Source organism: Carnobacterium gallinarum DSM 4847, from assembly GCF_000744375.1.
GTDB classification, from domain to species: Bacteria; Bacillota; Bacilli; order Lactobacillales; family Carnobacteriaceae; genus Carnobacterium; species Carnobacterium gallinarum.
On sequence record NZ_JQLU01000005.1, the window covers coordinates 1,014,689 to 1,040,121 of the forward strand.

Consider the following 25,433-nt stretch of genomic DNA (forward strand, 5'->3'; position numbering starts at 1 on the left):
TTTGCCAGCACTCTAATCCCTCGTTAAAATCATTTCCACTGAAAATTCATTGTATCGATGTACTGAAATGGAATATTCAAAAGCGGCTCCTGTATCAAAATAACCAATTTGCTCAGCAACAGCAACAGGATCACCTTCCTTCAGCTCCAAATACTTAATTTCATCAGCATTTGCCTTTCTAACTGTGACTTTTCGATGAGCGCTCTGAATCTTAAGTCCCAGATCTTCTTCAATATATCCATAAATTGATCCCTCTACATTCCCCTTCTTCAATCCAGGAATTAGATCAATAGGCATATACATTTTCTCCATCACATGAGGAATTCCATCAATGTACCGCGCACGATAAATATCATAAACAAAAGTATCTGCAATTAAATTCAACTTATTTTTAGCTAATTCTGGTGCAGGGATAACCGAAAATTCCAAAATCTGACTTTCAACTTTTTTATCTGGGTGTAAAGCAGTTGTTCCGCGAAATTGATTCGCTACAGCAATTCGCTCAATTTCATCTACTGATAAATCCTTGACAAATGTTCCTGAACCACGCCGCTTAATGATTAATCCTTCAGATACTAATAGATCTAACGCTTTTTTCACTGTCATCTTACTCGCATCGTATTCCACACATAAATCTTTTTCAAAGGGTATCTGCTGGTTCGCCTTATAGACGCCCTCAAGGATTCTATTACGCATATCATTGGAAATAAATATATATTTTTGCATAATTAACCCTACCTTTCGCCTTAGTAAATATAGTTTAATTCTATCTTTTTTCGATTATTTTGTCTATCAAACCTTATAAAAAAGTAGAAGAAATCCTGGAAAATAACAAGACTTCATTCTACTATCTAAATTAATCATTAACCCATTTCTGTATTTTTATCCAATAATCTAAGGAATGGATACCAAATAAATCCAACAATCACTACATCAATTATTTGTAGCAACCCACCTAAAATGGAATTTGTTGCTAACATACCACTAAAGAATATCGGAACAGTCCATGGAACTGAGACTCCTGTTGGCGCCGGTACTAATCCAGCCGCCATCACTAAATAATTTAATGTAGTAACAATAAGTGGCGCTACAATCCATGGTATTAAAATCGTTGCATTTAACACAATTGGCATCCCAAAAATAACAGGTTCATTTACATTAAATAATGCTGGTGCCAAACTCAAACGCCCAATATCTTGATATTGCTTCTTTTTCATCACAAAAGCCATAATTAAAACAACAGCCAAAGTCATCCCAGAGCCACCTAAGCCAACTGTAAAAGTTTCCATAAATGGTTTCGTAATAATATGCGGCAGTTCTTTTCCAGCTTTATACGCTTCCAAATTTTCTAACATTAATGTATTCCAGATTGGATCCATCACCGAATTAACAATGATTTGACCATGTAAACCGAAGAACCATAAAAATTGAACAAAGAATAACGCAATCAAGGTTGCTGGTAAACTACTACCTAAACCAACCAATGGTTTTTGAATAACCTCATAAACCACATCATGTAAATTCGTGTTAAATAAACCTGTAACTCCAGCATTCACCAATAAAAAGAAAGTTAAAGTTAGAATTGCTGGGATTAATGCGGCAAATGATTTGGCAACTGCTGGCGGCACACCATCAGGCATTTTGATTTGCCACCCTTTTTTCGTCACAAAACAATAAATTTCTGCGGCAATAAAAGCAGCAATCATCCCAATAAACATCCCCTTGGCACCCAAACGATCCAATGATAAAACCCCACTGATTTCAGTACCTTCTGAAGTCGTCATAAAAAATGGCGTTACCAGTAAAAAACTAGCAAACGAAACCGCACCGCCATAAATACCTTCTACATCATAAGATTTACATAAATAATAGCCAATACCAAACGTAACAAAAATTGACATAATACTCATTGTAGCATTTTGTCCATTTCCAAACAGCGTATTCAAAGTTCCTTTTGTTGCGTCATTGAAAAAAGGTAAATTATTCATAACTACAATAATTGATCCAAACATAGTTAAGGGAAATGACAACATAAATGCATCTCTTAATACAGATAAGTACCGATTTTGACCTAACTTATTAGCAATTGGCATAATTTTCTGCCCCAACGAGTCCATAAATCCATTCATAAACATTCAGTCCTTTTTAATATATTTTTGTAATCGATTACAAAAACATTGTAACACCACTATTTTTAAATGTCTATACTTTTAATTTTAATATATGTATTTTAAAAAACTGACTTTAAGAGAAGCCAGTTTTTTATTATAAGTAATTATCATGATTTATCCTAAAGAAACTTCCGTCAAAATCAATGAAAGCTTTTTAATATATACCAAAAATATCGACGTACAATGCGTACAAGCCAACACTAACAAGAAACGCAGGATGCCATTTCCTTCCCATATCCAATCTAGACCAAACAATGAAAAAATGAATGGAAACCAAAACAGAAAAATTCCATGTGAAAAATAATAGTATTTACTCGTCTCCCTTAGCTCAGCAATCGAAAAGGACCAATCAATAGATTGTTGCAGTAAAAATTGAAATAGAACAAATGACAGCGGAACTAGCATCACCAAAAAGTTCATATCTAATCGTGTTTGTTTGTATAGGTAAGCTGCTTCTAAAGCCACTAAACCACCACAGATTAAGAGCAACCAACCATAACGATATTGGCTTAATTTTGCTTCAAAATCTGACATAAAAAAGCCTATAGTAATGAAGATTAAGCCTAAAAACAGACCATTGCGAGTCGTACCTAAAATATGCATATACTGATCAATTCCTGCTAGAATTAGCTTATTCTGAATCACTCCATAATAGGTCTCTAAGCAACCAAATCCATATAATACACCAGATAATGTAAACACAACTTTATAACTAAAACGGTTCAGCAACCAATGAACAACGACTAATGAAAAAATTAAAGCCGGTATGTACCATAAATGATAATAAACGCCCACATAAAAGACTCCTGCAATCAAGGCGATTGGATATAAATAAATCGGTAAATCGAGATTGGTAGCAATCCATTCCATTCCAATTGGAAGATAAATTAAACTCCAAATTAGATAGGATTTAACTGTCGAGTGCATATATTTTCTAAAATAGGTTTTATCTCTATAAACTCCTTTACGAAAAAAAAATGCAGAAGAAACAAAGAAAAAAGGGACAGCCACTCGTGCAATCACATTCATTAATCCATAATTTAGTAACTTGCTTTGTTCTAATAAAGGTGCAGTATGTATCACAATAACTAAAAATGACGCAATGTATTTTGCGATGTCAAGATTCTCATAACATTTCGTTTTACTTTTCGGCAGTGCTTTTTGATTATTTTCCAAATAAATAGGCTCTATCATAGCGTTTTCCTCTCCATTCTAAACGTTATGAATTTTAAAACTAACTTTTTCTATGTTAGTTTAGTTAGCTTTACCTGCATCCAATTCATCAACTACCAAAAGTATAGCATCGAAGAAAAAAACACTCTTCCGACTTAAGTCTGAATATTCTCGGGACTAAAGCTTGATTTATATCATTGGTATGTTTACTTTTCCTATATACGCTTATTTTTTATTTAAATTTATCACATAATCTATTGTAAAGAATTACGAATAAATCAACTATGGATAGCCACCTAGAACATCTCCCGCTTTTGACTTTTTTACTCTCCTAGATTTATCATATAATCATCTCATTAAACTTATATATATTTATAAAAATAATCATCATTTAAAATCAAACCATATTATTTATTTGTTTTACGCAAAAAAATAGTGGTCACTAAACTAATCTAGTAACCACTAAAATCTTTTCACTTAAATAAAATCTTCCCTCATTGGAGTAAAGATATCCAACAATTCACCAGCTTCTAAACAAATCGCTCCATGAACAATATTCGGTTCTTTATAAATCGTATCCCCAGCTGTCACAACACGCTTTTCGTCGCCAACAGTAAATTCAAACTTACCCTTTAGCACGTACGTAATCTGTTCATGGGGATGATGATGTGGTTTTCCTTCCGCTCCCTCTTCAAAATAAACATGAATGGTCATCAGATTATCTGCATACGCTAAAACTTGACGTTTGACCCCATCTCCTAAATCCAGTATTTCAAGATTTTCTGTTTTAAAAAAATGTTGAATCATTTTAACTGAACCCTCATTTCGTAATCATTATTTTTTTGTTCTTATATTCAACTTGATACCCATTTACTAAAGCTTGTACCTCTGGACTATCCTCTGGACTATCCACTTCAACACTTCCATAATGTCCGCTAATCAGCACATGTTCGCCTACTGCCAATGTTATTTTCAGCGTTGGAATCACTGTATGCTGAAAAAGTAGATTCGTATTAGGATCAGCAAAAAGTCCTTCATATTCATGATATCCTTGGATATTTAGACTAGCAATCGTCCCAACCTCACTACGATGAAGTAAGCCATTTTTAAACTCAAAAATCTTTTGATCCTTAGCATGACCATTCGTCGTACAATTGCTAAAACCTCCATCTGCAATATCCAGCTCACGTTGTGTCTTAATCTCGTGAATCCGAACATGCCACGCTCCTAAAGGAACAATCCACGTAGTCACTTCAACATCTGGCATTGGTATCCATTGATGTTTTAGATACTCTTGAGTTACTTGGCTATGATTTGTTCGTTCCTTGATAATATAATGATCTAAGCCCTTTTCTGAAATCGCCAATGTGTTATCAAATGCACCTTGTTTTAAAGTTAGCATATCTTTACTTACACTAAATCCAAAACGGCTACTATAAACAAATTTACTGTATTTTTCTGCCGCATGAGCTTGAGTCGTAAATTGATCTGCGGGATAAAGCAAGACATTCTGATTACTTTCATTCGTCAGCATCATTTTAGCAGTAGAAATCAGATGTTCTGCATTTTTTTGAGGATAAATCGCTTCGGCTTTCCAGAACGGATGATCCTTTGTCACACCTAGTAGTAAAAAAGTTTTAAAAGCCCAATATGGTGAGCCGGGACTGTTGTAACTTTCTGTCATATACATATTTTCATAACCATACCCTAGACTTAAAATACCATCTAGACGACAAGCAGACTGACCTGACCAATAAGTGAAATGCTTCAATAAAATTCCCTTAATCTCACCCCAAGGCAAAGCTTCAACATCGGCATATACTAACGCTGACCAAAAAGCACCTTGCGCAAAACGATAGGTCAAACTACGACCATAAGGCACCGCCGCGCCATTCTCATCAAACCAATAACGAAAATCCTGTGCAAATTCTGTTGCTCGTTCAATAAACAAACGTGACTGCTCTGGATCACGTTCCATCATTTCACTAGCATAAATTAAACCATAATAATGAAACGCCCAAGGAATATAGTAATCCATTTGCTGTGGATTGCCATCAAAATACCACCCTTTCTCCAAATACATACTATTAATTGCATCTAAATCTTCCTTCAACCAAGCTTCAGAATAAGGTTTTTCTAATTTAATAAACACAACATTCACTAAAATTCTAAAAAAGCGCCAATTATTCCGATGAACCCCTACATGATTAATTTGATCTAGCCAGTTATATAAATTTAGTTGATTCTCTTCATTTAACGAATCCCAAAACTGTTCCTTCGTCGTCATAATCGTGACTGCTAGTGCCGCCATTTCAACAATTAATTGATCAAAATCCTGAACAGCTCCCCAGTAATGCTCTGACTTAGGATCAACACCAGCCAAAATCCCCCCTTTAAAGTAAGCAAAATCTTCAGATGATTCAGCTCCTTCAAGAGGTCCCGCGCCCCATAGCAATCTCAGAAAACCTTCGATTTCTGCTTGATCGTCATCATAATGGGCGCTGGAATAGCCTAATTTTAAGCGACCGTTCCCCTCCTCTCGATACGCCTTAGTAGCGCCTACCAATTTCTGATAATAGGCAACTAGCTCTTCACGATTAGTTATTTCACTCATTTTGCTCCTCCTATCCATTACTTTCTGACTCTACCAAATATCAAAGGCTTTGTTTTGTAATCTTAAAATTCCCTCAACAAAGAAATAATCCCCATAAACCAAGGGAATATGCGTTTCTGCGACTTGATGATAGGAATGACTGCCATTTTCAATCATTCCATCTTCCTCAAGATTCCAATTGCCATGCTTTTCCTCCGTATTACGTAAGATTTTCTCAGCAACTTGACGATAAAGAACAGCATCGCTCTCGTTAACGTATTCTGCAATCTCCAACAAACCACAGGCTGCACACGTTCCAGCACTTGTATCTAATTTAGTGGTGCCAATCGGTGCTTTAAAGTCAACAATCGGTACATAATCCGTCTGACTGACATGAGCGATAAAATAATTCGCGATTTTTTGAGCTACCGCTAAATAGCGTTCATCTTTAGTATATTTATAACATAATGCAAAGCCATAAATCGCCCATGCTTGACCACGTGTCCATGCAGAATCTGGTGCATATCCTTGCCCAGCCAACAGCTCAATAAAGGCTCCTGTCTCAGAATCAAAACTCCCAATATGCCCAACAGAACCATCTGGACGAACTAAATGTTCAATAATCGTATCCGCATGAGTGGTGGCAATTTGTGCAAAACGGGTGTCTCCTGTCACTTCTGCCGCAAAATACAAAAGCGGCAAGTTCATCATACTGTCAATAATTACCCAACCTAGGAAGTCTTTATTCCAAGCTCGAATGAATCCACCGTTTAAATTAAATCTACCTGCCAATAAGGTAGCTGCATGAATGGCCCTTGTCTTAGAAAATTCATCTCCTGTTAAACGGTAATTCGCAACGGATGTGTGCAACCACATGAAGCCTACATCATGATGCAAACCAACAAATTCAATCAGCGAGCGGTCTAATAAGCTTTCGATTTTTTCTGCATTCTCTCGGTAAGCCACTTCTTGAGTTTCTTGATATAACTGCCATAACGTTCCTGCAAAAAAACCGTTCGTCCACCAAGCAATATTTATCTCGTTCATATCATTATAATGACCATCAACCGCAATATAAGGAATTTTCCCCGTATGTCGTTGGTTCATCACTGACATTTTTTCATGAATTTTTTCTAAAACTTCTTTTGACCATATTTGTGTATCCACCTTGTTCCCTCCACTTTAACTAAACATTTTATGAGTAAGCAAGGCTAGGACAAAAGCATCCTAGCCTCAATTTTCTTACGCTTATTTATAATCCTCTTTAACTGTCAATTCAGGATATGCTGAAGTCATCTGATCGCCTAATTCCTTAAGAGCATCCTTTCTTGAAACAGATCCACTACCATAGGCGTCTAATAAATCACCTAAGAATTTCACCAAATTCACGTCGTATTTCGTAACGATATCTTTGTATTCTTTCTCTTGAATGGTAGCTTGTTTTTGATATTCGCCAAAAACATCTTGATTCCCAAGTAGCGGTTCCACATAGTTTTTATCAACTAGTGCTTGCGCAGCGGTTTTGCTTGAAGGATAACCTAATTTAGTAAACTGATCTTCAATTAACGTATCTTGATTAACTGTTTGCGATTTAATATATTCCCACGCATTCTTTTTGTTAGCTGCTTGCTCTGTAATAAAGAAGTAGCTACCACCACGATTATATGCATAGGTCGGACTCGTCATCCCCCAATTACCAGAGCCTTCTTTGTCCGTAATCTGTGGTCTGATCTTAGAATTAAAGCCCCAGCTTGGTAAGAAATCAATGAAAAAGTTATCGTTATTAAAACCTGCGAAATAGGCATCACCTTCACCTTTTTCTAGGTACATCTTGTTATCGTGAATGACTTTAGCCGTATCAAACCAATCGGCAATATCTTGCGTAATCGTAAATGTATCATTTTCAACAAATGGTTTCTGTCTTTGGGCAAAAAGCATATTGTTTACATTTTGCATTGTTCCAAATAATTTCACTTTGCCGCCATATTCTTTTTGAAGCTTGTCGTTGACTTCAATCCATTTTTTTTCAGAACTCATTGCTTTTGCAACTTCGGTTAAATCTTGTGTACCTAGGACTTTCTCAGAAACCTCACGATTAAAGAACATCATACCTACTGGATATTCAGCTGTAAATCCGCGCAGGTTGCCTTTGGAATCCGTTCCGAGTTCAACTAATTCTTTATAGGCATTTTTTTTATAATCTGCCGCTTCATCTGCAAAAACTTCACTAATGTTCAAACTCACACCAGGCTTGTCTACCCATTCTTTAACTGAATCTTTCGTTACAACAAAGACATCAGGTGCCGTTTTAGGGTCCGATACACCTTGTTTTAATTTTGTTTGGAAATCGGCAGTCGGCGTAAGGACAACTTGGACATCTTTGTTATTATCTGCTCCCCATTGCTCTGAACTCGCTTTGACCTGATTCGCTGATGTCCAAACAACTAGCTTATCCGTTTCAACAATCTCTTCTTTTTTAGCTGCATCGCCAGTCCCAGATCCCTTTGAATCCGCTTGACTGCCGCTATTTCCACAAGCAGCTAACGTTAACATCGTTCCACAAACTACCACACCCGTCATCATCTTTTTCAACGTACTTTTTTTCATTTTCCATTCCCTCTTCTCTTAAATTAGTTGAAAATCATTTTATACCTACTATTCCTTCTCGCCACCTGAGCCAACGCCATCAATGATATAACGAGAAAACATAAAGAATACAACCATAATCGGAACAATTGAAATCGCAATAGATAAGTACATTGCTCCAACACTTGGATCTTGAACGTCCGAATTTATAATCCGAATAATCAATGGTAGCGTGTATTTTTTGGGATCTGACAATAAAATTAAAGGTGTTAAATAGTTATTCCAACTCCCTACAAAACTTGTAATTCCCATCGTGAAAATCGCTGGACTCATAATTGGCAAAGCAATTCGATTAAAAATACCAAATTCAGAAGCTCCGTCAATTCGAGCTGATTCAATAATACTGCGAGATAAGGCACTTTCGGTATACTGTTTGATAAAGAAGACCGTTGCTGCGCTAGCAATTGCCGGCACGATTAGTGGTACATATGAATTTAATAGATTCATGTTTTTAACGAATTTATAAAATCCAATAATGCTTAACTGTGACGGAATCATCATAATAACGAGAACTGCTCCAAATAAGGCATTTTTATATTTGAAATCGTAGGCCACAAAGGCATATGCCGTTAAAGATGAGAAGTAACACGTTAACGCCGTTGACAAAGTAGCAATAATCAAGCTATTTTTAAAAGCTGCTACCGCATCTACTCGAGCCTGCATGTCTTTAAAATTTTCAGCTAAAAAGGTACTTGGAATCAAAGAGAACCCCGACATAATATCGCCCGTACTACGAGTTGCGTTGACAATCATAATATAAAAAGGAAAAAAGGTAATCAATGCCAAGATCATCAAGAAAGCATATAAGCCAATTTTTTTACCTGTGATTTTTTTCGTCATTTTTTATTTCCTCGCAATCGACTAATTAATAAGAATGAAGAGAAGAAAGCGATAAAGATAAACAGATAGTACGCAATTGCTGCTGCGTAGCCAAAGTTGTTGTATTCAAAAGCCGTGTTATATAAATACATGACAACCGTCATCAGTTTGCCTCTTGGTGCGCCCATTCCTCCAGTTAAAACTTGTTGCACATCGAAGCTTTGCATTCCCCCGACTAACGAACTTAAAAACAAGAAGATAGTAATCGGTTTCAAAAGTGGCATCGTAATCTTCCAAAAGATATGCCAGGAATTCGCTCCATCGATTTTAGCCGCCTCATACATACTTGGCGAAATTGCTGTCATCCCCGCCATCACTAAAATCATTGTATTTCCAAAATACATCCACCAATGAATAAATCCGACTGAACCTTGAGCAAAGATTGGATTCGCTAAGAAATTAATAGGTTCTGAAATCCAGTGAATATCTAACAAAACTTGGTTGACAATTCCAGATGGATAACTTAAGAATTGATTGAATAACGCTGAAATAGACACGGCTGTTACGAGTCGAGGTAAATAATACAAAGCTCGATAGACGCCTTTTCCTTTGATATTGTTGTAGCTAAAAATAGCTGCTAGCACAAAGGCGAAGCCAAATTGTGGAATAACGCCAATCACCCACATGACCACCGTATTTTTTAAAGCATCATAAAATTTTGCATCTGTGAATACACGGAGATAATTAGCCATTCCGATATTAACCGGATCCGTGAATCCGTCATATGCGGTAAAACTTAAATATAATGTGTAAATAATCGGGTATAGACTAAAGACTAGAAAAACTAGGAAAAAGGGTACTAGGAAATAATAGCCAAAACGATTTTTTTGTACTCCTTTTTTCTTTCCATTCAATGTAACATTTGCTTGTTTACTCACTCCTCTTTCATTCCTTTCTGTTTTCATTTACTTATTTGCTCTTTTTTAAAGAATGCTGATAGCGCAACGAAATAATAGAACCATGTACAGATTAAAACGATTAATTGCAACGGTAGGTTCTCAATGATAAAAAATGTTAAAACCATCATGGCCACAAAACTAACCGTTCGACATCCGAATAGCTGTTTATGTGATAATTGACGATAATGAGGAATGATTCCTTCTGTTAAAACTAATACAATAGCGACGAACCAAGTTAACATGATAACCTCCTTAACTTTAACGTTTAACCTAAAAATATAAAGCGTTTACACGTTTAATATACTGATTATTTATATAGATGTCAACACTTTTTTTGAAATAATTTTAATCGTTTAACCTAACGTTAAATAAAGGTTGCTCACAAATGAACAATATCAAGTATTTTCCTAACCTTCCGCTGATTCCTTAATTTTCAAAAACAGGTTTATTTCTCATAATAACTCTTCTAGCTTTATAACGATTTATCTCAACAAACTTAATTTATTCCAAGTAGATTGGTTCATTTTTCAGTTAGATATGGTAAAATTCAAAAGAACGAACTTTTGGTAAATGATTTAGTAGTTAAACCTTTAAATAATATCCTAGATAGGGAGGAAATAAAAATGAGCCAAACGATTACTCTCAAACAAATAGCCGATATTGCTGGAGTTTCTGTAGCGACGGTTTCTTACGCCTTAAATGGCTCTAAAAAAGTCAGCCAAAAAACACGTCTTTTGGTCCTAAGTATCGCCAAAGAGTTAGACTACACACCGAATATTTTAGCGAAACAATTACGCACCGATCAGTCTAAGCTAATCTTCGCTTTAACCAATAATTTTTCCAGCACATTTAACGGTGCGATTATGCAGCATGTCGAAGAAGAGTTTGAAAAAGAAGGTTATCAATTGTTAGCCTTAACCGGTGACATTCCTGAAGTAATTAAAACCAATATTTTCAATGGTGGTATTGTTCTAAATTATCAGCTAACGCCAACTGAAGTCGACCAACTAGCAAAAGCTGTAAAAAAACCATTAGTCTTACTTTCTGGTGATTTCTCAGGGGACTCGGTCGCTAGCGTCAGTATGGATAACGAACTAGGTATGTCCTTAATTATGTCAGAAATCCAGCAATCGATTCATCATAATATTTGCTTTATTAAAGGACCAGATTCTTCTTTTAATAACAAAGAACGGATGCTTTATGCGGAAAAATACTATAAAGAACTATTCAATCGTGATGATTTTACCATTCGGACTTATGATGGCGATTTCCAAGCAGATCAAGCCTATCATTTGGCTCGAGAGCTACTAGCGAATACGGATTATAATGCATTTGTTTGCTTTAATGATTTTATGACAACTGGTATCTATCAAGCAGCCTATGAGCAGAACTTAATTGTCGGTAAGGACATTAGCGTTACAGGTTTTGATAATAGCTTTTACGCAAAAACCATGACTCCAAGGCTAACCACCATCAGTCTAGATAAACGTCTTTGGGCGAAAGAAGTTGTGAAAACTTATTTTGGATTAGTGAATCACCAACAGTACGAGCATACACGGATTCCCGTTCACTTAAAAAAACGTTTATCCATTAATTATGGTGACTAGCTTTAATGAATTTTCATCGACTTATTAATAAAAAAATGAATCTAGCAACTCTGAACATAACGAGATTGCTCTAAAAAAAGCAGTTTGTGACTGGAACAAAAGTCTTAAAATAATAGAAATCCCAAGAAATCCATTTTTCAAAATGTTGATTTCTTGGGATTTTTCATTTTTTAGTTCACTTATTTTGATACAACACGGAAATTTTTTTATATTTGAGACGTATTGGTACTTTTATTTCTGGTGTTCCGTTTCTTCTTTTTTTATTTCTTGGACTGTTTTGCTCTTAAGTTCATATTCTGGTTTGATTTCAGGTGATTTTTCGTCATCCAACCAGTTTAAAGCAGCACTAAAATGTTCATCATAAATCCCTGCATCAAATTCCATTTCAGGATTTTTATTAACAAATCCCTGTATATGTTTGATACCGGTAGGGTTAGTATGAACGGTTTCAAATTTTACATCAGTTATATTTTTATAAGTATATTTTAAATATTTTTCAATAAGTGGACCTTCTTCTTCAATAAGTTTTTTATTTCCTGTATATTTTATAATACTTCTCACCCCTATCAAACATAAAAAAACAAAAAATAGTAATACTATTTTTTTATATTTTAGTTTCTTTATTTTCATTATTAACTCCTGTATAATTTTTACTATAGTATACAGGAGGAAACAACATGATGCAATTGACAGATGAACAAAATTTTAATTTGGCCGATATAGTTTATGAAGATATTAATTTGAAAATCAACAAGAAAATACGGATAAAAGATGGGAGTCAATGGATAACAATTAATTCTGTTAATGACCCCAGTGGACTTCAAGCAATCGCAGTCGTCCCGCTTAAAGATTATCAAGCGATGCAAGCAGGAAAGGTTACGACCTATCCTGATGTTATTTTTTCTTCGAGAGGGAGTCAAACGGATCATGCCGGTGAAGCGTTAAAAGATTGGCTTGAAACAGATACTGTTGAGTTAGGTTTAGCCCAAAAACCTGAACATTACCAAAATATGAAAGATAAAAATGGAAAACTGTTAACACCAGAAAAGGAGTCCCAATTTAGAGGGTATGAAAAATTTGTGCGGGATACGCTAAATTCGACACAATTTGATAAGACAACTTGTTCCTTTACAGGGCATAGCTTAGGTGGTTCTTTAGCCCAGTATATGGCGGTTCTAACAGATTCCAAAGCGACCACTTTTGCTGCTGCTCGTGCATATCGACTATTACCACCAGAGCTACAAAAGGCGGTCCGTGAGGGAAACTATGACGATTTGATTCGTGATTATCGTCATAAGAATGACCCTGTAGGATATGTTCCTTTAGGAGAAATAATTGGTTCTAGATATATGGCTAAAAGTGCCAGCAGTGATCTCGTTGGAATGGGACATACGAGAGGTAGCTTTCAAGGGATGTTTAACGGGGACGGCTCTGTTATGGTACGTATTCATCCAGAAGCGATTTTAAACCAACTACCTTTGTTTGATTCCGCTATCCAAAATCTTTATTTTACTCAGGAAATGATTGAAACAGTGACCGATAATTTAGACAGAGAAATTCAAAAAATTTATACTACTTATCTTGATAAAATGGGAACAGATAGCTTTAGTCATTTGAAAAGTACCGACGTAGAAGATATTTTTGAAGAGTTTGCCCAATCCCGTGAAGGAAGTTCCTACTATTTTTATGATCGTCAACAAAAAGAACTACTACTAGATAACTTAGAAAAAACAAAAAGACAATTAACCCATCAAAAAAACACCATTGAAACGGCTGCAATATTGTTTAAGACGCAAGATCAGCAGTTAGAAAAAAAAATAAGTCAATTATTTGGGAGGTAAACTAAAATGGATTTTGAATACGAATTAAAAAAAGTACAACGAGAAATAGAACAATTAGGCGAAGATGTTTCAGCTACAGTTCGTCAGTCGCTAGAAGATGTGCTGAATTGGGCAAAAGCAGGCTATCAAAAACAAGCGTTAAGAGAGCAGCTGAAAAGTGAATTTCAACGAACGATTTCTAGTGAAAAAGAACGCGTCACAAAGGAATGGTGCCAAGAAAGTAGCGATTCAGTCACTAGAGCAAAGATTAAATTAGAGGATGCTTTTTCCAGTAAATCAGGAACAGAGTTACAAGAAGAGATAAGGAAATCCACTGATTGTTTAAAGGATTCTCAAGAAGCTATCCAAAAATTCAAACAGTCATTTAAATCGTCAAATTGGATTTAAAGACCCAGCTGGTTCTTTATTTATCAAATAATCGAGGAAAGAAGCCTTTTTTTCTGTGGAAAGGTGTCCTTACTTCTTGTTTAGCAACTTTTGATAGTATCACTTTATTAAGCTTAAATCATCATTTTACTTTAAAATTTTTTGTCTGTTATTCCTGGATTTCAATTAGTTTCTTGATAAAAAAGCGCCCAACTATACTTACATAGAACTTCATTTTTTACCCTTCTAGAACCATGTACAACAAATTGATGCTGTCCATGTGCTGTTTTTCCTTCACTTATCGGAACTGCTACTACCTCAATATTATCAAAGCCCTCTAACATGACTTGTCGAATCAAACCATCTGCAAATTGAACCCGATTGCCTCTTACCGTTGGCTGACTTGAAAACACTGGAATAGCTAGCGTTAATTCAGCAGTTAACGCTCCCTCTTGCGACTCGTAACAGCCTTCTCCTCTAACTTCTCCTTGCTTAAACAAATACTTGCCCTTAAAGGAAATTGCCGCATTAAAAACTGGCTCATCTGACTCTGTAGCTGAAACTGCCGCTACTTGATAGCTAACCTCTTGTTGTTTTTCAGTAGATTCAACCGTGACTTCAGCAAATTTAGAAAGAGGCAAATACGTATCTTCTTTCGTTTTAAGTGCCGCTAAAAAAACAGGTTGTTTGGAGTCAGGTGCGACTTCAATGACCCGATTCGCCATAGGAATACTCATATAAGGTGCTGTATTATAGTACGGCGTTCCACCATTAATAAACGGCAACATAAAGACTTGATTGCTTGAACGAACAATAACAACGCTTTTTTCACCCTCTTGCTGAGAATAAATATTTTTTTGAATGGGGCTGATTTGAGCGAATTCACTCGCAAATGGTTGTTTTTCTCGTTCAGCTAGTGTTGTTGCATGTTTAAAATGATTATAAGAATTAATCATCTGCATCGGCACACTCATATTTTCACCTAAAATACGATTTTTATTACGGTAGCCGTCTGTTCCACGTCCATGCTCCCACATATTGATCGACTGCATTTCATGATCAAACCAAAAGCTGTCGTACTTTTCCATAATCCGAAGGCTATATTGAAGCGCCAATTCTTTTTCTGCTGACGTCAACACTTCCAACGCCACGGCAATTGACAACACTTCTAAAACCGCTGTATCACCATAAGGTCCAATACTTCGACCATAGCTAATGCCATCGCCTTCTTCATTCGCAATCGCTAAACAAATTCCCGCTGATCTTTTCAACATCTCTTTAATATCCGCTGGAACTTCTAAACCAGTTTCTACAATTAAAGCCGAGATTTCTGCTGGAATTAAAATACTATAACGATCAAAACGCCCTTCACCAATCGTTTCATCCATGAACATAAACTCACCGGAATACGAACGAATATGCTTCATTAATTTATCTAAGAAAATCTGACTATATTCTTCATCACTCCAGCCCAATAATTCTTGATAACGAGCAATTCCAAAAGCAACGCCATAGTAATTCGTCGGACGATCAATCAAACTTAAGTCACTTAAATCAACCAAATCACGCCAATGGAGACGAGCTTTTAATAAAGCTAATGTTTCTGGTGATACCAATTCAGTTAATAAATCAGCTTTCTGTAAACGTTCCAATCCAATTAGTGCATTTAAGATTCCCCAAGTAGCATAGTTATCTTGTGTTGCTAAAAAATCTAAAATTTGTGAGAATTTCTGGAAATTTTCTATTTTTATTTGTTCATTAGGAAAGTCTGTATTGAGTAAATAATAACTAAATGCATTAATTAATTTACCTTCAACAAACTGACTTTTAGGATTAAAGGCTTTTACACCATCAAATATTAACTCACCTTTTTTTTCATAAACTGGATTAAAGAACAGACCAATCTTTGGTAAAATTTCTTGTTTGATTATGTCATCTATGGTTTTATTTCCGGTGATTATCATTGTCTCATCATTCCTTTTCATTGATTAATTCAAGGGTAATTGTTATTTTTTCGGCTGGATTTAAGCTAATTTCAAAAGGTAATGCCACAAATCCGCCGATTGGGTTAAACTGATGTTGATTTAACTGGCATTTTTGATTTGCAGTTAATCTTATTGTTGGTTTATCTAATTGCTTAATCAGAATTTCGTTATCAGAAACGTGCTGAACTTCAGCATTTAAACTAGCAATTAACGGCAGATAAAAGCGACTTTCTTCCGAAGCTTCTAGTGAAACGATTAAGTTTTTTCGCCCAACAGTTAGTTGTTGTTGGAACATAGCGCCAGCAACTCCGTCTCGATTACATAACACGCCACTACTTATAATTTCCATTGGTTCTTGATTTATAATTTCAACTGTTGCGGTTCTATCATTCAAATTCGTGTAACAGTCATTTCCTAGTATTTGCTCAATTCTTGGTGTTTGGCATTGGACGTTCTGTTCTTTTGGTAGCTGCATATTATGCGGTTCAATCAATTCATAGGTGGTTGTCGTTCCTGCAATTAATGGTCCATACACTTCATGATGAACCAGCGTCAGCGCACCACCAGTAGCAGATGCCTCCGGTCGATAGGCAAAATCATTTTCTGTCACCGTTAAACGCCAGACTCCATGTTTCACTAAGGAAACCCCGCTTTCCATCGGCTGTAAAATTGCATCTGCCTCTTCTAAGGGCAATTTTCCACTTGCATGCTCAACTTGCGCCAAATCAAAATCAACCATCGTAGCGATCCCTTTTGCGTGACAAAATGTATGATGAACACAAGGCGGAATACCATTCTCTGCGTACATTGGTCCACCATGTAATAGCCCATTATGGGTCGTTTCCGTTAATAATTTCAAATTGCGTTTTAACACCTCTTGAAATAATGGCTCATCCTTGCCAAGCAATCCGTAGGCCAGTTGACAGCCATCCGTCGTTCGACTTCCCCAATAAGTCCATTTATAATTACGCGAGCCCCAACTGTTGTCCCAAGCACCATCTGGCAACATAAAATTAGCATGAAAAGTCAGTGATTTCTTCAAGAAATTCGTTAATGCTTCATCTTTTTCCAACCACGCATACAAAGCCAAATTTCCTAAACTTTCCTCTACGTTATAACCGATATCAATTGGATGAAAACCTTTCTTAGTCAAGCCATCTTTTGGTGATCCTTCGCCAAATAATAAACCTTCAGCTGTGAAAAATTTTTGAGATTCTTGGACATATTTTGCTGCCACTTCACGATAACTAGATTCATTAAAATAACCTCCACCTAAGCTTAGTAGCGCGCCTGCCGACATTAAATAGTTCACATTAGAGGTTAAGCTTGCAATCTTAACAATCGTATAATCAACACTCTTTTGAAATTGTTGCTCCCATTGTTGACGAGTTGCTGAATCCAGCAACTCTCCATGGTACATCAAGGCCTTTCCTAATTGAATTCCCCAGAAAATCGTCACACCTTTCCAAGTATGCTTCAAATCATTATTGGTGCTTCCATCTTGGCAGATAACGTTATGTTTTGACCACTTAAAAAGCAGTTTCGCCGCTTCTAAATACTTACTATCTCGAGACTGACGATACAACACCATCAACGGGTAAATCGCATCCCCACTACGCCCGTGGATGGTTCCACAGGCCGGACACATCATTCCTCCATCTAATTCTAGACGACCATAGTCCGTTAACTGCAACTCAATTAATTGATCGCACCATGTTTTTAATAACTCTAGATACATATAATCCTCCTTTAGTTTCTATCCTAAACCATTTAGTTAATCGTTTAAATTAATCGTTAAATAAAAAATCAATTTTTTTAAACTCCTGAATAAGCAGAAAACCCGCCATCAATCGGCAAGACGACCCCTGTAATAAAGCTCGCTTTTTGATTATCCGTTAAGAAAAAGAGTCCACCAATTAATTCTTCCGGCTCACCAAAACGCTCTAATGGTGTATTTCGCAAGATTTTTTCTGCACGAGCAGTCGGTTCCCCAGTTTTACTAAATAATAAATCACGATTTTGATTACTAACTAAGAACCCTGGTGCAATCGCATTACAACGAATCCCCATTTTTGAAAAATAAACAGCTAACCACTGAGTAAAATTACTAATTGCTGCCTTCGCCCCTGAATAAGCTGGGATCTTAGTCAACGGTGTAAAAGCATTCATACTAGAAACATTCAAAATATTTCCGGCTTTTCCCGCTACCATATCCGCCGCAAAAACTTGCGTTGGCAAGAGCGTGCCTAAAAAATTCAAGTTAAAAACAAATTCGATTCCGCTAGCGTCTAAATCAAAGAAACTACGAACATCCTCCTGAATCGTTTCTTGATGGTATTCAATATCTGTTTGTGCCTTAGGATTATTACCACCAGCCCCATTTACTAAAATATCACAAGGTCCCAAATCAACTAAGATTTGCTGGTGAACGGCTTCAATATTCTCTTTGTCTAATACATTGGTTTTATACCCTTTGGCTGTACCACCTGCTTGATTGATTTTAGCGGCCACCTCTAAAACACGTTCTTCGTTCAAATCCAACAACGCAACTTTTGCCCCTGCCTTAGCGTACTCTTCACAAAAATAAGAACAAAGAACACCGCCAGCTCCCGTAACAACTACTACTTGATCTTTAAAATTCATCTCAGTCATTTTAATGATTTCCTCCTTTTTGAATGCCTTCCCATAATCCTAATAAATAATTAGCTCCTAACGCACGATCATATAACCCATAGCCTGGACGCCCTGTTTCTCCCCAAATCATCCGACCATGATCTGGACGAATCGCGCCTTGATAATCAGCTTCTGATAATGCCTGAATGACTTCATACATATCAATCGAACCTTCAGAACTTAAATGAGCCGTTTCACAAAATGAACGTTCATCAATTAATTTAATATTTCGAGCATGAACAAAGTTTACTCGTTTTTCTGCCAAGAAATGCTGCAGCATCGCAATAAAATCATTGCTCCGGATTGCCCCAAGAGAACCTGAGCACATCGTTAATCCATTATAAGGACTATCGTAAAGCTTAATAAAACGCTCTAGATTTTCCTGATTTGTAATAATCCGTGGCAAACCAAAAATCGCATATGGAGGATCATCGGGATGAATCGCCATTTTCACATTTGCTTTTTCCGCTACCGGTATGATTGCCTGAATAAAATAAGTCAGATTTTCCCATAATTTCTCTTCGTCCACTGATTCGTATTCGGCAAATAAATCTGCTAGCGATTCCTTTGTATAACTCGCATCCCAACCGGGCAAGCTTAAATCACCTGTTAACGGATCCATCTTAGCAATTTGCTCTGCGTCAAACATTAAGGCATTTGAACCATCTGCTAAAGGATAGGCTAAATCCGATCTCGTCCAGTCAAATACTGGCATAAAATTATAACAAACTGTCGCGATACCCGCTTCACCAAGATGACGCAATGTCTGCTGATAATTCGCAATATATTTATCGCGGCTCGGCTTGCCTAGCTTGATATCTTCGTGAACCGGTACACTTTCAATCACCGTCAGCTCTAACCCTGCATCCTCAACACTAGCCTTTAGCGACAAAATCTTTTCTAGCGGCCAAACTTCACCAACCGGAATATCATAAATAGCCGAGACAATCCCTTTCATACCTGGAATCTGGCGAATGTAATCCAACGAAACTTGGTCATCTTGACCATACCAACGAAAACTCATTTGCATTCTAAACACATCCTCTTCTTATTTTTTAAAATAACTAATTGCGTTGTCATAACAGCAATTCTTCACTAACTTTTGAAGCAAAGGCAATTCATCTGGATAATGATTTTTAGCAACTTCTTCACTAATATACTCGCATAAAATCCGGCGGAAATAATCGTGCCTTGTATACGAAATAAAGCTTCTTGAATCGGTTAACATCCCAACAAAATGCATTAACAAACCTTGATTTGCCAACGTTTCTATTTGTAAGCGCATTCCCTTTTCTGTATCGTTAAACCACCAACCGGCACCAAATTGAATCTTGCTTTTAATGCCTTCTTCATTTCCTTGAAAATTCGCTACCGTACAAGCGACAACATCATGAATCATTGGATTTAAATTATATAGAATTGTCTTCGGTAACTTGTTTTTCACATCCAGGCTATCTAAAAAGCGATTTAACTCGAGGGCGATATTATCCTGATCTCGAATAGTATCTGTACCAACATCTGTGCCAATAGACTGCAATAAGCGTGTATTCGTATTACGTAAAACACCAAAATGAATTTGCATAACCCAGTCATAGTCATGGTATTGAACTGCCATTTCATGCAATAACTGACCTTGCCATCTCCCTAATTCCTGTTCATCAATTGAGTCACCTGCAAGCCCTTTTTGGTAGAGAGCTGCCATTTCTTCATCTGCCACCGGTTGATACATCACTTTCCCGAGACCATGATCCGCTACAAAGCAACCACGTTGATTAAAATAACTAATCCGCTCGAATAGAAAGCGCTTAAATTTAAAATAATCCAGTAAATCAGTCGTTGCTAATTGATTCGCCCGGGCGATAAAGTCAGCAAACCCTAAGTGTAGATTCAAAGCCGAATCCGGTCTAAAGGATGGTGCGACTTCTACTGGAAAATCTGACACTTTAATTTGTTGATGATCCTCTAAAGAACTAAGCAAATCATCCGTTGTGCCAACATAAGCCACATTTGAATCAGAAATTAATGATTGTGTTGTTACCTGATTATTTTTCAGATAAACATTACATTGCTCATAAATCATCGCTGCATTCTCAGCAGTCAATAGCTCCGTTATACCAAAATAACGTTTTAATTCCAAATGCACCCAGTGATACAAAGGATTTCCGATAGCGTTCTCAATCGTTTCCGCCCAAGCTTGAAACTTCTCTAAAGGTGCCGCATCTCCTGTAATCAGTCTTTCAGGTACACCGTTGGCTCTCATTGCTCGCCATTTATAGTGATCCCCACTTAACCATAAATCCACAATATTCAGAAAGCGATAATTTTCAGCAATTAACTGTGGATCAAGATGGCAGTGATAGTCAAAAATCGGTAACTCTGCTGCTGTTTCGTGATAAAGTTTTCGGCTCAAATCATTCGTCAACAAAAAATCATCTGTAATAAACATCCGCAACGCTCCTTCTCTTATTCATTGATGGCAACAAAATAATCTGAGTGTTTTTGATAAACTTCATTAAAATGATGAGAAACGTCTTTAATATGCCCGTTAATAAACGTTTCAATTCCTGATGCATCTTGACGCTGAATCAAATCAATTAACTCTCTATGTTGCTTGAAAACATCACTTAATGAAATATTTTCAATCGCATTTAACTGTCTAAAACGATTATAATGCGTGCTTAAGCCTTCAATCATTGACCAAACCGCTTCTTTTTCAACAGCTTCATAAATAAGCAAATGAAATTGATTGTCTAATGCATAAAATGCTGATAAATTATCGCCAGCATTTAAAACCAATTTTTGCAGTTCAACTAGTTGGCTCATCTCGGTAACTAATTGTTGATTAGGAGTTTGCACAACCATTCTTAAAATTTCTTGTTCCAAAGTTGCTCGCACAAAAATAGCATTTTGTACTTTTTTCATATCAATTTTTGAGACAATTGTTTTTCTTTTCGGCTGAATCACAACTAAGGCTTCTTGTTCCAACAAAATCAGCGCCTCCCTAACAGGAGTCCGACTAATCTTTAATTCCTCAGCAAGCTCCGGTTCCGATATTCCTTGCCCTGGAATTAAAGTTAAATTCATAATATTTGATCTCAACACTCGATACGCATATTGACGAGCACTCTCACTATTTAACGACTCCAACACTTTCATTTTTTCACCTTCTTGTATACATCATAATTCTTTTGTTAATAAAATTCAATAAAAAGTCGATTTAAAGTTAAAAAAAATAAAAAAAAAGAGAATCTTGTATGCAAGATTCTCTTTTTAAGCCAACTCTTTTTTCATCACTTTGTAACGCTTTTTCTATTTGTATTAGAAAATTCGTTACAACACTTCCCCACTATAATCCTTAATAACATCTGGTAACATTTTATCGTTTACGATTTTCTGCAAGCTAGTAATACACTCTGCATAAGAAACTGGATTATAAATAAAGAATTGAGTCACTTCATTATAATCTTTCTCATAAACAGCTTGATCAATTATTTCTTGTAAAATTAGATTAGGTTCTTGACCTTTTCTACATGAAATTGTATTGCTTCCTAGTAGTTGTCGCTGTTCAATTACTCGCTCAGTAAGTACGGCTAGTTGTTCATTTTTTAAATAAGTACTTTTCCAAATTTTATGAATATCGTAAATGTGCCTTGAATACCTGTTGTATTTTCCATTTAAATGATAGTCGCAAATGGCAAATAATTTATCAATAAACGTTCGATCGATTGTTTGGATAGCCATCTCAAAAGGTTGTAATTCAAATTTTTCAATAATATTCTGATAATCAGGATCTGCCTCTAAAAATTTTGTTACATAATTGCTAACTTCTCGATTTTCGCATGGGTAAGGTTGATAAACAACGATCGTCTCAACAATTATATGGGGTACCATGTGCTTTTCCGTACCGAATTGCTGTGGATAGCTAACTTCATACATATTGAAATCTTTATTCGCCTCTACTGCTGCCTCATTCAAAAATTCAAATCCTAGCTCCTCAATTGCTGCTTTTATGCCATATTTCAATCGTTTGCGTAAACCTTTTCCTGCTTTTTCATTGGGAAATTGTATCGCAATATCAATATCTTCTGAAAATCGGTCAATGATGCTGTAGCATTTAGACAAGGATGTCCCACCTTTAAAAACAACTGAGACATCCTCAATTTTTGCAATTCTCTCTAATAACAACGAAACAAAATAATCTTTCTCTACTTGAAATTCCGTTAAACCTATCTCATTTGCTGCCCCAGTAATTATTTCCTTGAAACTTTCACTATCCTCGTGTAATTTCATGATATACTCCTAACTTATAGAATTTGACTTGAGTTGATAGAGGATACTTCGATACACAGTGCTCCATATAGTCAGCCGCTATCTCTAAATCTTCAAGATATCTAATCAGGTATCTTTTTGCCTCATATTCATTGGATTCACTATACTGTTCAAAATTATACAGTAAGTCTAGCACTTGCAATAATTTATAATTAAAAGCAGTGACTTTTACTCTAGGCGCCACAACAATGATTTTAGTGTTATTTATTCTCACTATTCGTTTTTTATCAGAGACTTCATTTGATACAATCGTTTCTATGCTAGCGGTCTGAGTCGTTAAACCTAGCTTATTAGCAAAATTAATCCCACTTCGATATCCAATTATCTCGTTATTTTTATACAAATATTTTTCACTAATAATGTTAGAAATACTGACTACCGAACTCTTTAGAATACTTTTAGGATTGGGAAAATAAAACACACCCGGTGTTGCTCTTTTTAATACTCCATCATCGCATAATCGCTTTAATATTTGTCGCATCGTTCCCTTACGAATCTCAGGGAATTGTTCTAATAAATCATCAGTTAGAATCGGATCATCATACAGGTAAGAATGTTTTATATAATCATAAACTTTATTTTTCATAATACCCCTCTTTTTGTAGTGAACTCAGTTATAAAAAAACGTGTAACGCTTTTTCTGAATTGAAAAGAAATTCCGTTACATTTATTGTAACACTCTTTATAATTTAGTTACACTTTTACTTATATCAACCGGTTCCCAACTACCGTATCAACGCTATAAATAGCCCATTTGGATACTAATTCAATAAATTCCGTTAACTCCACAGGATTAAAATGACTCACAATAAAATAACATGATGGTCCAGAAACTTTGTAAAATTCATCGATTTGCTCCACTTCTTTAATTGCCCGTTCAATCTCACTAAAGGACAGGCTTGTCATCGAAAGACGAATAAACTGCTTATATCCGTAATCTATATTTACTGTATAATTTTGAATCGTCCCATTAGCAACTAAATGAGTGATTCGTTGCCCAACTGCTTGTCCTGTTAAATGGACTTTCTCACCAATTTCTCTATGAGTGAGTTTAGAATCGCTCTTTAATAATGCACTAATTTGTTGATCTACTTGATCCATCCTCAACTTCCTTTCATCGTGAAATCATTACAGCAATTTCTTTTTCAACAGATTATATACGCAATTAACTGTGTCAATTATAATGAATATATTAAATGAAAACAAGGAGTGAGTATCTATGAAACAAGCATTACTAGTAATTGACGTTCAAAATGATTATTTTACAGGCGGACGAATGGCATTGATTCAACCAGAAAAAGCATTAAAAAATATCAACAGGTTGGAACACAAATTCCAACAAGAAAACTGCCCGATTGTCTATATTCAGCATGTTAATCGTTCAGAGAGTGCGGCTTTTTTCCAAGCGAACACTGAAGGTGTAGAACTTCATTCAGATTTACTCATTAGAGAAGATTCACTCATTATTGAAAAGCAGTTTCCAAATAGTTTTTTCAAAACAAACTTAAAGTCTACTCTAGATAAATTGAACGTTGACCAGCTTGTTATTACTGGAATGATGACGCATATGTGTGTAGATTCTACAACTCGAGCTGCTAAAGAGTTAGGATTTCAACCAATCGTACTCACCGATGCCACAGCAACTTTAGATTTAGAATATAACGGACAATTTGTCAAAGCTGACGATGTTAAAACAGCATTTAGCGCCTCATTTAAATTTTTCGCTGAAGTGACTACTACTTTAGATTACGCCGATAGCAACATTAAGCTGGACAACTAAATAAATCATTTGTGCTACACTCTTTATAGTTCTGACCAAAGAATTATAAAGAGTGATGATCAATGACTTATACTCATCTACACTAAATGAACTCGTGACGATAGAAACTTATTCCAAAATGAAACAGCCTGTTCCAGTAGCATTTAAGTATCTGAAACATTCTAGGCAGACTATCTACAATTAATTTTTACAACTTTTTAAATCAGGAGAACCTACCAGTAAATTACCAACAATACAAATAAAACACGTTATAGTAAATGACGTATTGTTTTACCTACGAATCAGCATAACTACGTTCAAATCATGGGTTCCCAAATCTGGGTACCTGATGTCATTATTAGTTGAACTGCTTCCTCTATTCCACGCTCTGTTAGAACACTCTATCGCAAGTTTAAAGTCACGCAATTTGATGTCACAAAACTACCCATGAAAGGGAAAGAGGAACGAAAATCCAATGGATATAAAAAGTGTCATGGAAAACCAGCATTTAA

The 25,433-nt window shown here is 36.0% G+C and carries 24 protein-coding genes; 4 read left to right on the top strand and 20 right to left on the bottom strand.

Features of this window, described 5'->3' with window-relative positions:
• Positions 1-12: 12 nt before the first annotated feature.
• The 10 genes from BR43_RS09550 to BR43_RS09595 all read right to left on the bottom strand — a co-directional run bounded on the left by BR43_RS09550 (position 13) and on the right by BR43_RS09595 (position 10,603).
• Positions 13-726, bottom strand: coding sequence for a GntR family transcriptional regulator (locus BR43_RS09550; RefSeq protein WP_034561482.1), 714 nt, complete (start codon positions 724-726; stop codon positions 13-15).
• A 137-nt stretch (positions 727-863) separates the two neighbouring features.
• Complete coding sequence (gene celB, locus BR43_RS09555; RefSeq protein WP_034561484.1) at positions 864-2,129, bottom strand: PTS cellobiose transporter subunit IIC; 1,266 nt, start codon at positions 2,127-2,129, stop codon at positions 864-866.
• 156 nt (positions 2,130-2,285) lie between these two features.
• The gene (locus tag BR43_RS09560; RefSeq protein ID WP_051933898.1) at positions 2,286-3,365 is read right to left on the bottom strand and encodes an acyltransferase family protein; all 1,080 of its coding nucleotides are present in this window, start codon (positions 3,363-3,365) and stop codon (positions 2,286-2,288) included.
• A 456-nt stretch (positions 3,366-3,821) separates the two neighbouring features.
• Positions 3,822-4,151 (bottom strand): cupin domain-containing protein, encoded by a 330-nt coding sequence (locus BR43_RS09565; RefSeq protein WP_034561486.1) that lies wholly within the window; start codon positions 4,149-4,151, stop codon positions 3,822-3,824.
• A 13-nt stretch (positions 4,152-4,164) separates the two neighbouring features.
• Positions 4,165-5,958: a DUF2264 domain-containing protein gene (locus BR43_RS09570; RefSeq protein ID WP_034561487.1), complete on the bottom strand. Its 1,794-nt coding sequence runs from the start codon at positions 5,956-5,958 to the stop codon at positions 4,165-4,167.
• 30 nt (positions 5,959-5,988) lie between these two features.
• On the bottom strand, positions 5,989-7,104 hold the full coding sequence (locus BR43_RS09575; RefSeq protein WP_034561489.1) for a glycoside hydrolase family 88 protein: 1,116 nt from the start codon (positions 7,102-7,104) through the stop codon (positions 5,989-5,991).
• A gap of 81 nt (positions 7,105-7,185) precedes the next feature.
• Positions 7,186-8,544, bottom strand: coding sequence for a hypothetical protein (locus BR43_RS09580; RefSeq protein WP_034561490.1), 1,359 nt, complete (start codon positions 8,542-8,544; stop codon positions 7,186-7,188).
• A gap of 48 nt (positions 8,545-8,592) precedes the next feature.
• On the bottom strand, positions 8,593-9,423 hold the full coding sequence (locus BR43_RS09585; RefSeq protein ID WP_034561491.1) for a carbohydrate ABC transporter permease: 831 nt from the start codon (positions 9,421-9,423) through the stop codon (positions 8,593-8,595).
• Positions 9,420-10,367: a carbohydrate ABC transporter permease gene (locus BR43_RS09590; protein WP_051933899.1), complete on the bottom strand. Its 948-nt coding sequence runs from the start codon at positions 10,365-10,367 to the stop codon at positions 9,420-9,422. Before BR43_RS09590 ends, BR43_RS09585 begins: the two co-directional genes overlap by 4 nt.
• Positions 10,364-10,603 carry a hypothetical protein gene (locus tag BR43_RS09595; RefSeq protein ID WP_034561492.1) on the bottom strand — a complete coding sequence of 80 codons (240 nt, stop codon included), beginning with the start codon at positions 10,601-10,603 and terminating at the stop codon, positions 10,364-10,366. Before BR43_RS09595 ends, BR43_RS09590 begins: the two co-directional genes overlap by 4 nt.
• A 381-nt stretch (positions 10,604-10,984) precedes the next feature.
• Here BR43_RS09595 and BR43_RS09600 point away from each other — a divergent pair, with 381 nt between their 5' ends.
• Positions 10,985-11,968 carry a LacI family DNA-binding transcriptional regulator gene (locus BR43_RS09600; protein ID WP_034561493.1) on the top strand — a complete coding sequence of 328 codons (984 nt, stop codon included), beginning with the start codon at positions 10,985-10,987 and terminating at the stop codon, positions 11,966-11,968.
• 231 nt (positions 11,969-12,199) lie between these two features.
• Here the strand turns inward: BR43_RS09600 and BR43_RS19135 are convergent, their stop codons facing one another.
• The gene (locus BR43_RS19135; RefSeq protein WP_051933900.1) at positions 12,200-12,598 is read right to left on the bottom strand and encodes a DUF1433 domain-containing protein; all 399 of its coding nucleotides are present in this window, start codon (positions 12,596-12,598) and stop codon (positions 12,200-12,202) included.
• Positions 12,599-12,645: 47 nt separating this feature from the next.
• On the opposite strand from BR43_RS19135, the gene BR43_RS09610 reads away from it, so the two are divergent.
• Both BR43_RS09610 and BR43_RS09615 read left to right on the top strand, forming a co-directional pair.
• Positions 12,646-13,809 carry a Tle-like phospholipase domain-containing protein gene (locus tag BR43_RS09610; RefSeq protein WP_051933901.1) on the top strand — a complete coding sequence of 388 codons (1,164 nt, stop codon included), beginning with the start codon at positions 12,646-12,648 and terminating at the stop codon, positions 13,807-13,809.
• Positions 13,810-13,815: 6 nt separating this feature from the next.
• Complete coding sequence (locus tag BR43_RS09615) at positions 13,816-14,196, top strand: hypothetical protein (RefSeq protein ID WP_034561494.1); 381 nt, start codon at positions 13,816-13,818, stop codon at positions 14,194-14,196.
• 161 nt (positions 14,197-14,357) lie between these two features.
• Here the strand turns inward: BR43_RS09615 and BR43_RS09620 are convergent, their stop codons facing one another.
• From BR43_RS09620 to BR43_RS09660, 9 genes are all read right to left on the bottom strand, one after another.
• A complete protein-coding gene (locus tag BR43_RS09620) occupies positions 14,358-16,139 on the bottom strand; it encodes a hypothetical protein (RefSeq protein ID WP_034561495.1) in 1,782 nt (593 codons plus the stop codon).
• 7 nt (positions 16,140-16,146) lie between these two features.
• Positions 16,147-17,898 (bottom strand): ulvan lysase-like protein, encoded by a 1,752-nt coding sequence (locus BR43_RS09625; protein ID WP_051933902.1) that lies wholly within the window; start codon positions 17,896-17,898, stop codon positions 16,147-16,149.
• Between the two features lie 77 nt (positions 17,899-17,975).
• Complete coding sequence (locus BR43_RS09630) at positions 17,976-18,812, bottom strand: SDR family oxidoreductase (RefSeq protein ID WP_034561496.1); 837 nt, start codon at positions 18,810-18,812, stop codon at positions 17,976-17,978.
• A gap of 1 nt (position 18,813) precedes the next feature.
• Complete coding sequence (uxuA, locus tag BR43_RS09635) at positions 18,814-19,863, bottom strand: mannonate dehydratase (protein WP_034561500.1); 1,050 nt, start codon at positions 19,861-19,863, stop codon at positions 18,814-18,816.
• An 18-nt stretch (positions 19,864-19,881) separates the two neighbouring features.
• On the bottom strand, positions 19,882-21,279 hold the full coding sequence (gene uxaC, locus BR43_RS09640; protein ID WP_034561502.1) for a glucuronate isomerase: 1,398 nt from the start codon (positions 21,277-21,279) through the stop codon (positions 19,882-19,884).
• Between the two features lie 17 nt (positions 21,280-21,296).
• The gene (locus tag BR43_RS09645) at positions 21,297-21,989 is read right to left on the bottom strand and encodes a GntR family transcriptional regulator (RefSeq protein WP_034561509.1); all 693 of its coding nucleotides are present in this window, start codon (positions 21,987-21,989) and stop codon (positions 21,297-21,299) included.
• Positions 21,990-22,163: 174 nt separating this feature from the next.
• Positions 22,164-23,123, bottom strand: coding sequence for a nucleotidyl transferase AbiEii/AbiGii toxin family protein (locus BR43_RS09650; RefSeq protein WP_051933903.1), 960 nt, complete (start codon positions 23,121-23,123; stop codon positions 22,164-22,166).
• Positions 23,104-23,748 (bottom strand): hypothetical protein, encoded by a 645-nt coding sequence (locus tag BR43_RS09655; RefSeq protein ID WP_051933904.1) that lies wholly within the window; start codon positions 23,746-23,748, stop codon positions 23,104-23,106. The genes BR43_RS09650 and BR43_RS09655 overlap by 20 nt, the downstream gene beginning before the upstream one ends.
• Before the next feature lie 119 nt (positions 23,749-23,867).
• On the bottom strand, positions 23,868-24,263 hold the full coding sequence (locus BR43_RS09660; RefSeq protein ID WP_034561511.1) for an Lrp/AsnC family transcriptional regulator: 396 nt from the start codon (positions 24,261-24,263) through the stop codon (positions 23,868-23,870).
• Positions 24,264-24,381: 118 nt separating this feature from the next.
• Between BR43_RS09660 and BR43_RS09665 the strand changes: the two genes are divergently transcribed.
• Positions 24,382-24,942 carry a cysteine hydrolase family protein gene (locus BR43_RS09665; protein ID WP_034561513.1) on the top strand — a complete coding sequence of 187 codons (561 nt, stop codon included), beginning with the start codon at positions 24,382-24,384 and terminating at the stop codon, positions 24,940-24,942.
• The last annotated feature ends 491 nt before the right edge of the window (positions 24,943-25,433 follow it).

Excerpts from the sequence above, each read along its gene's own strand:
- BR43_RS09660 (WP_034561511.1), bottom strand. The coding sequence starts at position 24,263 with ATGGATCAAGTAGATCAACAAATTAGTGCATTATTAAAGAGCGATTCT.
- BR43_RS09645 (WP_034561509.1), bottom strand. The coding sequence starts at position 21,989 with ATGAAAGTGTTGGAGTCGTTAAATAGTGAGAGTGCTCGTCAATATGCG.
- BR43_RS09610 (WP_051933901.1), top strand. The coding sequence starts at position 12,646 with ATGATGCAATTGACAGATGAACAAAATTTTAATTTGGCCGATATAGTT.
- BR43_RS09565 (WP_034561486.1), bottom strand. The coding sequence starts at position 4,151 with ATGATTCAACATTTTTTTAAAACAGAAAATCTTGAAATACTGGATTTA.
- uxuA (WP_034561500.1), bottom strand. The coding sequence starts at position 19,863 with ATGCAAATGAGTTTTCGTTGGTATGGTCAAGATGACCAAGTTTCGTTG.
- BR43_RS09630 (WP_034561496.1), bottom strand. The coding sequence starts at position 18,812 with ATGACTGAGATGAATTTTAAAGATCAAGTAGTAGTTGTTACGGGAGCT.
- BR43_RS09550 (WP_034561482.1), bottom strand. The coding sequence starts at position 726 with ATGCAAAAATATATATTTATTTCCAATGATATGCGTAATAGAATCCTT.
- BR43_RS09625 (WP_051933902.1), bottom strand. The coding sequence starts at position 17,898 with ATGTATCTAGAGTTATTAAAAACATGGTGCGATCAATTAATTGAGTTG.
- BR43_RS09580 (WP_034561490.1), bottom strand. The coding sequence starts at position 8,544 with ATGAAAAAAAGTACGTTGAAAAAGATGATGACGGGTGTGGTAGTTTGT.
- BR43_RS09560 (WP_051933898.1), bottom strand. The coding sequence starts at position 3,365 with ATGATAGAGCCTATTTATTTGGAAAATAATCAAAAAGCACTGCCGAAA.
- BR43_RS09585 (WP_034561491.1), bottom strand. The coding sequence starts at position 9,423 with ATGACGAAAAAAATCACAGGTAAAAAAATTGGCTTATATGCTTTCTTG.
- BR43_RS09665 (WP_034561513.1), top strand. The coding sequence starts at position 24,382 with ATGAAACAAGCATTACTAGTAATTGACGTTCAAAATGATTATTTTACA.
- BR43_RS19135 (WP_051933900.1), bottom strand. The coding sequence starts at position 12,598 with ATGAAAATAAAGAAACTAAAATATAAAAAAATAGTATTACTATTTTTT.
- BR43_RS09620 (WP_034561495.1), bottom strand. The coding sequence starts at position 16,139 with ATGATAATCACCGGAAATAAAACCATAGATGACATAATCAAACAAGAA.
- BR43_RS09650 (WP_051933903.1), bottom strand. The coding sequence starts at position 23,123 with ATGAAATTACACGAGGATAGTGAAAGTTTCAAGGAAATAATTACTGGG.
- BR43_RS09615 (WP_034561494.1), top strand. The coding sequence starts at position 13,816 with ATGGATTTTGAATACGAATTAAAAAAAGTACAACGAGAAATAGAACAA.
- uxaC (WP_034561502.1), bottom strand. The coding sequence starts at position 21,279 with ATGTTTATTACAGATGATTTTTTGTTGACGAATGATTTGAGCCGAAAA.
- celB (WP_034561484.1), bottom strand. The coding sequence starts at position 2,129 with ATGAATGGATTTATGGACTCGTTGGGGCAGAAAATTATGCCAATTGCT.
- BR43_RS09590 (WP_051933899.1), bottom strand. The coding sequence starts at position 10,367 with ATGAAAACAGAAAGGAATGAAAGAGGAGTGAGTAAACAAGCAAATGTT.
- BR43_RS09600 (WP_034561493.1), top strand. The coding sequence starts at position 10,985 with ATGAGCCAAACGATTACTCTCAAACAAATAGCCGATATTGCTGGAGTT.
- BR43_RS09655 (WP_051933904.1), bottom strand. The coding sequence starts at position 23,748 with ATGAAAAATAAAGTTTATGATTATATAAAACATTCTTACCTGTATGAT.
- BR43_RS09570 (WP_034561487.1), bottom strand. The coding sequence starts at position 5,958 with ATGAGTGAAATAACTAATCGTGAAGAGCTAGTTGCCTATTATCAGAAA.
- BR43_RS09595 (WP_034561492.1), bottom strand. The coding sequence starts at position 10,603 with ATGTTAACTTGGTTCGTCGCTATTGTATTAGTTTTAACAGAAGGAATC.